The 11,159-nt window shown below is 59.4% G+C and carries 11 protein-coding genes and 1 pseudogene; 4 read left to right on the forward strand and 8 right to left on the reverse strand.

The genetic code is table 11. From position 1 onward, the window contains the following. Window positions 1–373: 373 nt before the first annotated feature. Entirely contained in the window at window positions 374–1,408 is a 1,035-nt protein-coding gene (locus tag AC3A3X_RS17640; RefSeq protein ID WP_487584284.1) for an IS110 family RNA-guided transposase, read from the reverse strand. Window positions 1,409–1,768: 360 nt separating this feature from the next. Here AC3A3X_RS17640 and AC3A3X_RS17645 point away from each other — a divergent pair, with 360 nt between their 5' ends. The 3 genes from AC3A3X_RS17645 (at window position 1,769) to AC3A3X_RS17655 (ending at window position 3,178) form a co-directional block, all read left to right on the forward strand. Then, window positions 1,769–2,248 carry a hypothetical protein gene (locus AC3A3X_RS17645; protein ID WP_487584285.1) on the forward strand — a complete coding sequence of 160 codons (480 nt, stop codon included), beginning with the start codon at window positions 1,769–1,771 and terminating at the stop codon, window positions 2,246–2,248. A gap of 69 nt (window positions 2,249–2,317) precedes the next feature. After that, on the forward strand, window positions 2,318–2,686 hold the full coding sequence (locus AC3A3X_RS17650) for a DUF6547 family protein (protein ID WP_487584286.1): 369 nt from the start codon (window positions 2,318–2,320) through the stop codon (window positions 2,684–2,686). Window positions 2,687–2,776: 90 nt separating this feature from the next. Continuing rightward, the gene (locus AC3A3X_RS17655; RefSeq protein WP_487584287.1) at window positions 2,777–3,178 is read left to right on the forward strand and encodes a lysozyme inhibitor LprI family protein; all 402 of its coding nucleotides are present in this window, start codon (window positions 2,777–2,779) and stop codon (window positions 3,176–3,178) included. Window positions 3,179–3,658: 480 nt separating this feature from the next. On the opposite strand, the gene AC3A3X_RS17660 is transcribed toward AC3A3X_RS17655, so the two are convergent. Then, a complete protein-coding gene (locus tag AC3A3X_RS17660) occupies window positions 3,659–4,093 on the reverse strand; it encodes a Fic family protein (protein ID WP_487584294.1) in 435 nt (144 codons plus the stop codon). 39 nt (window positions 4,094–4,132) lie between these two features. Then, window positions 4,133–4,399: pseudogene (locus AC3A3X_RS17665) on the reverse strand (Fic family protein); the annotation flags it as partial. 36 nt (window positions 4,400–4,435) lie between these two features. On the opposite strand from AC3A3X_RS17665, the gene AC3A3X_RS17670 reads away from it, so the two are divergent. Continuing rightward, a protein-coding gene (locus tag AC3A3X_RS17670) for an IS3 family transposase (protein WP_487584288.1) occupies window positions 4,436–5,568 on the forward strand; the annotation gives its coding sequence in 2 pieces (ribosomal slippage) (window positions 4,436–4,691 and window positions 4,691–5,568; 1,134 coding nt in all). 153 nt (window positions 5,569–5,721) lie between these two features. Here the strand turns inward: AC3A3X_RS17670 and AC3A3X_RS17675 are convergent. The 5 genes from AC3A3X_RS17675 to AC3A3X_RS17695 all read right to left on the reverse strand — a co-directional run. Continuing rightward, window positions 5,722–5,961 (reverse strand): hypothetical protein, encoded by a 240-nt coding sequence (locus tag AC3A3X_RS17675; RefSeq protein ID WP_487584289.1) that lies wholly within the window; start codon window positions 5,959–5,961, stop codon window positions 5,722–5,724. Then, window positions 5,951–7,405, reverse strand: coding sequence for a TNT domain-containing protein (locus tag AC3A3X_RS17680; protein ID WP_487584290.1), 1,455 nt, complete (start codon window positions 7,403–7,405; stop codon window positions 5,951–5,953). Before AC3A3X_RS17680 ends, AC3A3X_RS17675 begins: the two co-directional genes overlap by 11 nt. A 433-nt stretch (window positions 7,406–7,838) precedes the next feature. Beyond that, a complete protein-coding gene (locus AC3A3X_RS17685; RefSeq protein ID WP_487584291.1) occupies window positions 7,839–8,195 on the reverse strand; it encodes an enhanced serine sensitivity protein SseB C-terminal domain-containing protein in 357 nt (118 codons plus the stop codon). Between the two features lie 257 nt (window positions 8,196–8,452). After that, window positions 8,453–9,793, reverse strand: a complete 1,341-nt coding sequence (locus AC3A3X_RS17690) for a hypothetical protein (RefSeq protein ID WP_487584292.1) — start codon at window positions 9,791–9,793, stop codon at window positions 8,453–8,455. After that, window positions 9,712–11,159 (reverse strand): hypothetical protein (locus tag AC3A3X_RS17695; protein WP_487584293.1); only part of this gene is annotated, 1,448 nt, incomplete at its 5' end. The genes AC3A3X_RS17695 and AC3A3X_RS17690, both read right to left, overlap by 82 nt.

The following is an 11,159-nucleotide window of genomic DNA, read 5'->3' on the forward strand; positions in this document are numbered from 1 at the left end:
AAAACCATCATGGTCATCAAAGACCGAGCGGTTGTCCGCAGGGGCGGGAAGTCTCCTTTTTACTCATTCAAGCCGAACACCACCGCTACGCGCTTAGTGTCGGCTTAACTTAGGAGTTGCGAATGTCCGTATATGGACTCCTCCTCTGACTGCAAGCATCCCGCGTTCGGCGCCCTAGTCGACTGCGCACGTATATCCGGCCTCGGACTGAACGCACCGCCTCGCGGTGCTGGGCCTTGATGGGCTATTCGCGCGCCGGCTCCCAATCGCTTCTACGTGCTTTACGCACCAGGACATTTAGGGGTTTGCCGACGCCGGTCCGACCGGTTTGCCATCTGCAGGGTGTTCGCAATCTCAGGGACTTCTCCAGGTGTCAGGCGGCGGCCAGCTCCGGTTGATAGTCGGTGCCGTGGCGCAGCATGGCCCAGGCCATGCGTGCGCTCTTGTTGGCCAAGGCCACGCAGGCCACGTTCGGGTGCGACCGCTCTGCCAGCCGGCATACCCATCGACTGAGTCGGTCCTCTTTGCCATTGGCCGCTCGCAGCATGGACCGAGCGCCGTGCACCAGCAGCGAGCGCAGATAGGCATCGCCGCGTTTGCTGATGCCCAGCAGGCGCTCCTTGCCACCCGAACTGTGCTGACGGGGTGTCAGGCCTAGCGACGCTGAAAGCTGGCGTCCATTGGCAAACTGCCGGGCGTCACCCACCGCAGCCACCAATGCGGTGGCGATCATCGGGCCGACGCCGCGCAACTGCTGCAGTCGCACGGCATCGGGGTCGATTTGGGCGATGGCGCCGATATCCACATCGAGTTCGGCGACGCGGTCATCCAAGGCGCGTATGTCATGCCACAGCCCATCGAGCAGGTGACGGAAACGATCGCTAAGCCCGTTATCTGCATCCTCCAGCCAATGCGGAATTGCGCGACGCAGTGACAGCATATCCTTGGGAGCGACCAGTCCGTACTCGGCCACAAGGCCGCGGATCTGGTTGGCCTTGGCCGTGCGCTGCTCAACCAGCCCGGCACGAATGCGGTGAGCGGCCTGGATGTCCTGCTGCTCCACCGATTTCACCGACACGAAGCGCATGCTGGGTCGGCTCATCGCCTCGCAGATGGCTTCGGCGTCGTTGGCGTCGTTCTTGTTGCTCTTGACGTAGGGCTTCACGAACTGCGGAGCGATCAGCTTCACGCGGAACCCCCGCGCCTGCAGTTGCCGGGCCCAGTGATGGGCGCCGCTGCAGCTTTCCATTCCGATGTCGCAGCCGGCAGGCGCCGTCTCGGTCACCGCCTGCAGCCAGCGGTCCCGCGGCAGCCGCTTGCACCAAGCAGCTCGCTCCTGGTGATCCACGCCGTGCACCTGGAACACGTTCTTGGCCAAGTCGACCCCAATGCGCATAAGCTCGTTCATGGTGGACTCCTTCTCGCCGCGACTGTTTCGCAAATTTAGTCTGGCACCCATCGGGTGCCAAGGTGAGGAGGAGTCCATCCCATTGCTTCTGGCCCATAAGGGTCATAGGGCCGGGCGGCGCGGTCGAACGGGGGCTAATGTCGGCTTTCGACCCATAGCCGTCGTTGGTTGGGCAATCCGACGCGACCCAACGGGTCCTGCTATACGCCGGCTTGTTAGCCGGACCCAGCTTGCATAAGCTCAAGCCGAATCAGAAGGTTACGGCCCATTCGCTGGGATGTGGCGTCAGACGTATAACCGGACCCACGGGTCCGCCTATCAGGTAGTTGGACCACACATCAGGCCATATTGCACACCTGCATGAAAATCTCTCACTTACTCGCCATCTTCTTCACACTGACAATGACGGTCGCACCTGCAACAGCGGCAGATCACCCACCCACTCTGGAATACTGCGGCAAGAGTTCCAACGTCACGCAGCGAGAGATTTTCAAATGGGACTGCTCAGATATAGCGGCAGCGTCAATCGCTGAGCTTGAGACAGTCGTGGCAGCCAAGTACACGCTCCCGGATTCTGGAAAAGCAGCCGGCCTGAAGATATACGAGTCACAAGAACCGCACTTTTCGGCTTGGGTTTTCTTCCCGGATCATAAGGCGGCGCGCTACCGGGCGCTATTTGACGGCGATCGGTACAAGGGCATCGGCATCACAGTGTTCTGTACCGGCGCGCAGCGTGACTGTGCAATATTTGAGTCCTCCATCGCGCTTACTGCACCACCCATGCCGCTAATGTTCAAGCTAGGCCCTCCGCCACCGGAGATGCCTGCCATCGAGCAGTAGCAGTGTGTCTAACAATTCCTTCAAGCCGACGCCGCCTCGCGGTTTGACTTAGCTCAGGCGTTAGGTCTCATGTCAGACAACATCGCGTACAAAGCAATCATCGACCAGCTTGCGGGAGAGACACGGCTCTATAGCGCTCTTGCCAAACGCGCTGCTGGGAACTCTCCTTTCCATGCGGAGAGCGGGCACACCGCTTTCAATAGCCTCCTGAACTCACTCACGGCAGAGCAGCGAGCCCTACTGTCCGAAACACTACTTCAAGAGCGTCGTGGCGCCATACACGATGCTCTGGCCGTGCTTTCTTGGTGGGTTGACTGTCGCGGTCTAGGCCTTACTGTCAATGGCCGATCATTAGCCGTTGACCTTAGCGGCATGGGATTGCATGGTGACTTCGTTGGCAGATGCGATGGCTGGGAGTGGCCCGATGATCGGGCCTAACAATTCATTCAAGCCGACACCGCTCCGCGGTGCGGCTTAACTCTGGCGTTAGGCAAACCGAATGGCTCAAATTTCGGATGGAGTCTAAATATGGGGCGCCGCACCCACCTGGCAGTAGCTGCAATCTGCGCCTTTGTCTTGTCGATGCCATCCGTTCGCGCTCAGAGCAAATTCTCGGAAGAGCATCAACTGTGCTACGACAGTGTCGACCTGAGTGCATTTAAGAATAGCCAATGGGCTGCGTGCGACGAAGCAGAACTCAAGAGGCTGGAACGGGAGCTCGGTAACCAATACGTCAAGTTAGACCAAAGTCTGGACGACGAAGCACGAGCAGCGCTCGTTGGCGCGCGCCAGTCCTGGGTTGCCTTTCGGGAGTCATGGTGCAGGTTCGAGGAGGTCGCGCCCTGGGCCCCCGGTGGTGTCGCCAACTACAGTTATTGCATGCTAGAGGCAACCCAGCGACAAATCGAGTTGGTCAAATCCCTGCACTAGGAGTTGGCGTCTCATCGACATCGCAAGGTAGCGAGCTAGTTCGGATGAGACTGAATCACCTGCGGTGCTGGCCGTGTAGGCAATTGCACTCCAGGTATCAGAGCTCTGCCGTTGCGCGCCTTCACTACCAATATTTGGGCACCAGAACTCACTCCGTTCTGGGCCATCGTTGGCATGGATCTGGTTCGTTCCCATGAAGTAAGAGCCTGCATCACTTGCCGCCACACACGCTTCGGCAAATGACATGGGCCCGATGTACCGGGGGCCTGCGTGCCCCCCAATGGGTCCGATGACGATACCGCCGTCCACCACGGGCCTGCCGATGATGCCGCCCGTGAAGTGGAAAACATCTGTTGCTAGGACGGTTCCCGTGTTTAGCACTCTCACGAATCACCCATTGGAACTAGGCCTTGGGCGGAAGCCGCGCCACACCCACCCGGTTACCATCCCAGCCAAAGCCTCCCTCCAGATTGGTGCGACTTAGTAGATGTCCCGGCCTTCGGCAATGTTCAGTAGTTGCGGGAAGATATAGAGGCCTGGTCTGCGGCCCTTGCCCTCGCGAATCTGACGAACAAGGCCGACCTCAATAAGTTGCTGCACGATCTTGTGTGCGGATGCTGGCGGCACCGTACCCGAATCCTCGATATGCGAGACCCGGAAGATCGGTTTATGAAATAGGGTGTCAGTAACCGACGCGCTGTATTGAGATTTCGTCGCCGTGCGGACCGAGGCCTTCATCTTTTCGTAAAGCGCGTGGATTGAGGTTGCAGCATTCTCGTTCTGCTGGGCTTGTTCGGTTACTGCGCGCAAGAAGAACAGCACCCACTCGTTCCATTCGCCATTGTCGGTAACGGCACGTAGACGTCCGTAATATTCATCCCGATGGCTCTCCAGGTAGCCAGACAGATAGAACATGGGCTTATAGATTCGGCCCTTCGAATAGAGCAAGAGTGGGATGAGCAATCGCCCAATGCGACCATTGCCGTCAACGAATGGATGGATGATCTCAAACTGAGCGTGCATCACTGCTGCTTGAATCAGGGGGTCTAGATCTTCCCCGGCTATGTAACGCTCCCATGCTTCCAAGTGCTCGAGCACTATCATTGGGCTGGGCGGCACAAAGTTGGCCTTGTCTATGGAGCAGCCCTTGGGGCCAATCCAGTTCTGGGTCGTCCTAAAGGTGCCGGGTTCTTTTGACCTGCCCCCGCTGAGCCGTACCAAGTGAAGCTGTAAAGTCCGTCACCCAAGAGGACGGACATGAAGAAGAGTCGTTTCACCACCGAGCAGATCATCGGATTCATCAAGCAGGCCGAGGCCGGCATGGCCGTATCGGAGCTCGCCCGACAGCACGGTTTCAGTCCCACCAGCTTCTACGCCTGGCGGGCCAAGTACGGCGGCATGGAAGCCGAGGACGCCAAGCGACTGAAGGAGCTGGAAGCGGAGAACAACCGGCTCAAGCGGCTGCTGGCCGAGGCCCATCTGGACATCGAAGCGCTGAAGATGGGCTTCGGGGTAAAACGCTAGCCCCGCAGCGCAAGCGCGAGGCGGTCCGGCGCATGCTTGCCCTGTCGGGGATGAGCGAGCGCCGGGCCTGCCGCCTTGCGGGGCTGTCCCGCGATGCCTTCCGCCATCCTCCCGAGCCTACGGCCACCACGCAGGCGTTATCGGCCCGGATCGTCGAGCTGGCCCAAGTCCGCCGCAGGTTCGGCTATCGCCGCCTGCACGACCTGCTGCGTCCGGAGTTCCCTGCCGTGAACCACAAGAAGATCTACCGCCTGTACCGCGAAGCGAACCTGGCCGTGCGCCGGCGCAGGAAAGCCAAGCGGCCGGCCAGCGAACGCCAGGCCCTGCTGCCGGCGAACAGGCCGAACGCGGTATGGAGCATGGACTTCGTCAGCGATGCGCTCGCCAATGGCCGCCGGCTCAAGTGCCTGACGGTCGCCGACGACTTCAGCCACGAATGCGTCGACATCGCGGTCGACCACGGCATCAGTGGCGCCTATGTGGTGCGTCTTCTGGACCAGGCCGCCTGCTTCCGCGGCTATCCCCGCGCAGTGCGAACCGACAATGGCCCGGAGTTCACCAGCCGCGCCTTCATTGCCTGGGCGCAGCGGCATGGCATCGAACACCTGCTGATCGAACCGGGCCGTCCCATGCAGAACGGCTACATCGAGAGCTTCAATGGCAAGTTCCGCGATGAGTGCCTCAACGAACATTGGTTCACTTCGCTGGCTCAGGCCCGAGACGTCATCGCCGGGTGGCGCCGCGACTACAACGAGGTCCGACCACACAGCAGTTGCGGGCGCATCCCGCCCGCCCAGTTCGCCGCCAATCACCGAGCAGAGCAAGTCAACAACGCAGTACCCTTCAACCCCGGACTTTGTCAGTGATCACTGGTACGGCCGGCGGGGGCAGGTCACGGCCACGCGCTGACGCGACGCGCAACGCGTCGCCGACATCGCCACGCAAAAACAACACCGCCCGGCAGTGCCGGGCGGTGGGTAGGCTTTTTTAGCAGCTAAGAATCGCCGTTCAAGATGGCATCAGTCTGTCCAGCAGAATGCATCTCTAAACATCCGATAGACCAAGTCACATGCCTCATCTTCGGTAAGGCCAGTTTCAATATCAGTGAACTCGCCTCGCTCCTTGTAAACGACCTTCCACCTGTCTCCATCCATGACGACAGAATAGGACTCGCTTTGATCTGCGAGCTTGTCGATGGAATAGAGGCTTTCATTGACGCGCTTACGCGCGAGAGCAGCTCTCAATTCATCACGGTTCATGGTATCTGACCCTCACATAGCCGTTGCTCGGATTGAGGTAGTTGGTGCCACGTGGAAGTTCAAATTGAACCCCCATTCCGCGCTGACCAAACCACGGCAACGCTCGGCTTTGAACAACCCCAGGAATTGGCTTCACAACTTCATACATAAAGTATGGTTTGGCGGCCTCATAGGATGAGGGCAGTGCCCTCTCAGGAAATGGCGTTCCCTGCGGCGCCACAAACCTGCCGTTTGGCAGGCCGAAACGGTCGATGATTGAGCCAGGTTGCAAATCGACAATCTCTACCGGCCCAACGCGACCCAAGTTTGGTGGCCATATATCGAGCTGCTCGTACAGCCTACCTTCGCTCTGCACGAACTTATCGAAATTTGACGATGCTCGCGCAGCAGCGCTTTCGGCGACATTCGCCTCAACCCTTGCACGCATCGCGGCTTGAGACAGTGGCGAGCTGTTTGCAACGCTAGCAGGGGAGCTCGGCTGCGACAAGTCACCCACTGCACCGATCTGCGCCCTCCGGCCACCCATTGTCGGGCCCATTGCCAGACGGCCCGATGCATTAAGCTCACCTGCCAACGCTCGTACTTCGGCACCGATCGGCGTCCGGATTCCTATGAGCGACAGCCCCCCAACCGCAACAGCAGTCTTCTTATAGCCGTCGTTCCACAACTGACCAGCCCCGTACAGGCCGTATAGGCCCGCCGCCATCGGGCTGAACGCCAACAGGCCGGCAGCCTTGGCGGGCTGCACGAACGCCATGTCGAGCACTGCCCTGCCGTCGGCCGCTACTGATTGATCCACTTCTTCTGGAGTCACAGTCCGAACGAGCTGTTCGGATGTGTGATCGTGTACGGGCATTTGCGCGTCAACGTCCCGCGCTTGGTTGTACCAGACCAACTGGTCTTCGTAGGAAGCCGCCGTCTGGGGCCTCCCCAGGAGGTTGGTGAAGTCCGAGCCAAACAAGGCTTCGTGGCGATCATAGAACAGCGAATTCTTCTCTTCGTACGTCAGCGGAACCTGCACACCGGGAACGTCTGCCTGGGCATACGGCTCCACTTCGTTCTCGACCTCAACGCCTTCAAGTGCATCGCCTCCTTGGTAATCGCCAAGCTCCCTGTGCTCGCCCATCCGCGACGAAGCGTCGCCTTGAGCCTCAACCGCCGCTCCCGGCATCTGCGACGCGCTGGGCAGGCTTTCCTTCGATCCGACTGCAACCCTCTCTTGCCTTTGTAGCTCGTCCTGCTCCTTCCAACCCCTCGTCAATGCTGACTGCCCGATCCCGCGAGCGGCGGCGTTCCCAAGCGCATTCCCGAATGCATCGGCCACCACAGTCATGTAATCAGACTCATGCAGTGTCTCGCCGAACGAAGAGCGCACGCCCGCACTGACTAGGCCGCTGGTCATGCCGTAAGTGAAATCTCGTGCGAACGGCGACTCCAGGTTCATTTTGCCGGAGAGTTGAGGCGCTGCCTTGGCAGCTACAACACTGCTCACCGCACTGGCGGCTATGCTTTTCCAACTGAAAGAGACGTCCGTGCCGGCAAGTTTCTGACCGACATAGTTGGCGCCGACCAGCGCCAGCCTTTGCTGGCCAGCTGCGAGCCCATCGCTGGATTGATCGGGACAGAGCTACCATCGCCTCGGAATATCAAGCGACGTCCGCCCACCGAGAACATTGCGAATTCGTCACCCGTCGCAGCGGTCAATGCCGACAGATCGCGTTGACCAAATGACTTATGTGCAATCGTGCTGGAGCCGAATTCCGGCAATTGCTCCAACACCGCCGACTGACGCGAGTTGAGCGTGCCGAATCCTCGGGAAATAGCGGCCGGATTTCGTGTCGCCGGATTAGCCGCAATGGTTAATCCACTGTTTGGAACTACACCTTCTTATAGAACGGCGAAGTTAACGACAAGATGCTGTCTCGAACTCCGGGGCGACCGTTCAAACAAATTGCATCCATCTGAACAGTCGCATCAAAAAGAGGCATAAGCCCTTCCATCACTTCAGCCACCATACTGTTGAGAGACGCCGCATCCATTGATGGTTCCGACATCTGAAACGCGATCAGCAGCGTTCCTTCGTCGCCCATAAGAACCAAATACGCCTCATCAACGTCAGAAAAGCGCGAGCACGCCGCCGCAATGGCTCGAACAAAATCATCTGAGAAGCCATCCTTTGGAAGCCATAGCTTCAATTCAGCACGAGCAGGAAGCACAGTCTCCGTTATCTTCATTTCTCGTGTCTCTCGATAGCTGCAAAGACTAGTTGAAAAAGCTTGCTTTCGGGTCTCGCGAGATCAGCAACCCTCCGACCAAGACTATTGGTATTGGCGATTGCTCTTCCAATGCCTTGCGAAGAAAGGGATTTCATTAGCTCCCTAAGGTCGTGGTCCGTCGCGTAAACCCCCTCAGACTCCCTGATATCCCTAGCAAGGGAAAGGAGTCTACGAGCCTCAGATGTAATCTGATCAGCGGATTGCTTAGACAGCATCTAGTTCTTCCCTCTGTCAGACCTGAACCATCTGGTATCGATTATCCAATCGTCTTGGACCCAAGCGTCGGTCCAAATCTGATTGCCTCCGCCTTGATAGACTCTGCCAGAAATACCATCAATTTGTGGCGCAGCTCTGCCTGACCATATTCGAGTTCCCGCGGGAAGCTCAATTGTAGTCACCTTAGTTACTGCATTGCCTACAGCACCATCGCTCCAAGTGTAAGGCAATGCCAGCTGTTCGCGAACGTCGACACGACTCTTGAATATGTCTGTGGTCGAAAAGGAACCCTTTGCGCTCGATCCACCACCGTGAAAGCGTTGGACAACCAAAGGCTCATCCAAAACACTCACGGCTGCCTCGCCGTTAAGGAACGTGCTTCGGATACCAGGTCTTAACTCGGGAAGAGTGTTTGCAACCGCATCCAAGCCTGCAACTTGCCGTGCGGAACTCATGCGATCCAGCATGGCAGCGCCAGCACGTCTCGCACTGTTCGCCGTAACGGCAAGGCCGTCAGTTACCACTGCCGCATTCAGAACCGCCAAGGTACCGTTGCCTGCAGCCTGCCACTGGAAGTGGGCACGCATCTCATCGGTCGTGGCAAAGTTACTCGCGGCGAGACTTTGCGCTGCCACGCTTGTGTAGTACGGAACATTGGCGACACCACGCACGACCTCTTCCAGTGCCATGCCTGGCCCAGATAGCACATACCCGACACCAGCCAGACCACGCTTCCAGCCCGGCTGAGAATCGTCGAATGCGGTCTCAATCAGGCTACGACCCATTTGGACGGTCAGGCCTTCTTCGACATAGAGCGATCGATCTATGTTGCTCTCCAGCTGCCGCTCAACCAACTCCTGCGATGGATTGACCATTACGTCGGCGTGTTCGAGAGTGGATTCTAGGGCATCGTGGAATGGCCTCCACTCCCTCGCAGTCCAAGCGTCCTGCATTGCCTGATCCTGGTCTGTCGGAGGCGCTACCACCCCGACGACCGTCAGCGCGCCGAACTTGCTGTTCGCAGCATGGGTCAGATAGGCAAGCACGTTAGCCTCGTACTGATTCAACGGCTTGCCGGAGTTCATCGTATTCAATGCATTCCAGTTCTTGTCTGCCTCAAGAGAAGTGGCTAGGTCCTCGTAGCCATAGGAACGGGCCATCCTGGCGACTTCGTTGACCGAAGCTGGTTTGATGACTTCGCCCTTTGCAGCAGCACTCGCCAATGTCTGTTGGGCCAGCTGAACCATCTCCACGCCCTTCAACGTGTCGGCGTTGACTCCGCCTGCATCGTTGAACGGATTACCGTCCGCCCAAGCGGCGTCATGGAACTTCTGATACATGCGCTCCTTCGCGATTCGATTCCCTTCCCAGCGCTGAATACGGCCGACCGCTGCATTCCCCAACGCATTGCCGAATGCATCTGCCGCCACCTGTTCCCAATCCGGTCTACCCAGGCCCATGAGTCGACGTGCCGAAACGTCAGCCACACCATCAACCAGCAAGCCACCGAAGTCGTTGATGAAGCTACCGCTGGCAGTTCCCCCTCGGTGATCGGCAACCGACCCCCAGCCTTTGCTGAGACGTATGAGCCGACCACATTCGCCGCCACGGCGTTCCAGCTGAAGTGGGTGTCTCGGCCCACTGTCATGTTGCCGACCATACTTCCGCCGTAGCTCAGCAGACCTTGCGAGACGCGCCCCAGGGTCGTCAGTTCACGGGATCCGTCAGCAGCTTGGCTGAAGAATGCGCCAGCCGTCCCGGCGCGCAGCCACGATCCTGCGCCAGCAGTCAATGCCGTCGTAAGTCCATCCGCACCTACCTGCTTCCAGTTGAACGATGTGGCGCCCATGGCGCTTCCGACTACCTGGCTTGCGATACTTCCGGCAACGCCGCCAGCAAACCCTGCCGCAACCGCCGCGCCGAACGCCGCTCCTGCCCCTAAAGCAGTTGTGCCGGCAGCGACGAGAACCGAGCCTGCGGCCACGGTTGCACCGGCAAGCCCACCGGAGAGAGCCGCGCCACCGATCGCCATGACGCCAGTGGCACCCGATGCGGTGGCCGTAACGCCCATTGCCATCGCGGCGGCACCGGCCGTGAACACCGTCACTACTGCAGCAACCGCGACCATCATGACGATCGCAAGCGTGCTGCACTGATTCTTCGGCGGCGGTGTGATGTACGGCAGGCTCGGCGTCGTATTGCCGATCGCCTCGGCCGGGTTGTACGGCTTGAACGTACCGGCGTCATTGCTGCTGACATTCACTCCCGGCGCTTCCAGCACCGTGCCTTCGGCCAACGTCGCATCGCCTTCCAGCCCATTGGCATCGGCCAGCACGTACCACAGCTGGGCATTGCCATAGATGCGCCGGGCCACGTCCTTCAGGGTCTCACCGGCCTGCACCACGGCCTTGCCGCCGCCGGCGCTGTAGCTGCCGGCACCGTTGAGGCCCACCAGCGCCTGGTTGGTGAAGTTCTTGCCCTGGATCTTGCCCCCTTCGGCCAGCTCCGCCTGCTGCTGCCCGGCCGCGTACACGAACAGGGCATTGGCGCGGGCGCCGTAGGGGTCGGCCTCCTGCACGAACGTCGCCCCGCTCATCGTGCCACTGCGGCGCATCAGGACCTGGTCCTGGCCGGTGTAGCCGTAATAGCGCATCCGGTCGTCGAGGGTCGCGTTGTTGGTGTGCTCGCGCTGGCTGACCAGGCGGC

Source organism: Lysobacter sp. Soil_N_23, assembly GCF_057656135.1.

What these genes read in the sequence shown, in the direction of transcription:
- AC3A3X_RS17675 (WP_487584289.1), bottom strand. Translation starts at nt 5,961, where the DNA reads ATGAACCGTGATGAATTGAGAGCTGCTCTCGCGCGTAAGCGCGTCAAT.
- AC3A3X_RS17660 (WP_487584294.1), bottom strand. Translation starts at nt 4,093, where the DNA reads ATGTTCTATCTGTCTGGCTACCTGGAGAGCCATCGGGATGAATATTAC.
- AC3A3X_RS17685 (WP_487584291.1), bottom strand. Translation starts at nt 8,195, where the DNA reads ATGAAGATAACGGAGACTGTGCTTCCTGCTCGTGCTGAATTGAAGCTA.
- AC3A3X_RS17680 (WP_487584290.1), bottom strand. Translation starts at nt 7,405, where the DNA reads ATGAACCTGGAGTCGCCGTTCGCACGAGATTTCACTTACGGCATGACC.
- AC3A3X_RS17655 (WP_487584287.1), top strand. Translation starts at nt 2,777, where the DNA reads ATGGGGCGCCGCACCCACCTGGCAGTAGCTGCAATCTGCGCCTTTGTC.
- AC3A3X_RS17640 (WP_487584284.1), bottom strand. Translation starts at nt 1,408, where the DNA reads ATGAACGAGCTTATGCGCATTGGGGTCGACTTGGCCAAGAACGTGTTC.
- AC3A3X_RS17690 (WP_487584292.1), bottom strand. Translation starts at nt 9,793, where the DNA reads ATGTATCAGAAGTTCCATGACGCCGCTTGGGCGGACGGTAATCCGTTC.
- AC3A3X_RS17645 (WP_487584285.1), top strand. Translation starts at nt 1,769, where the DNA reads ATGAAAATCTCTCACTTACTCGCCATCTTCTTCACACTGACAATGACG.
- AC3A3X_RS17650 (WP_487584286.1), top strand. Translation starts at nt 2,318, where the DNA reads ATGTCAGACAACATCGCGTACAAAGCAATCATCGACCAGCTTGCGGGA.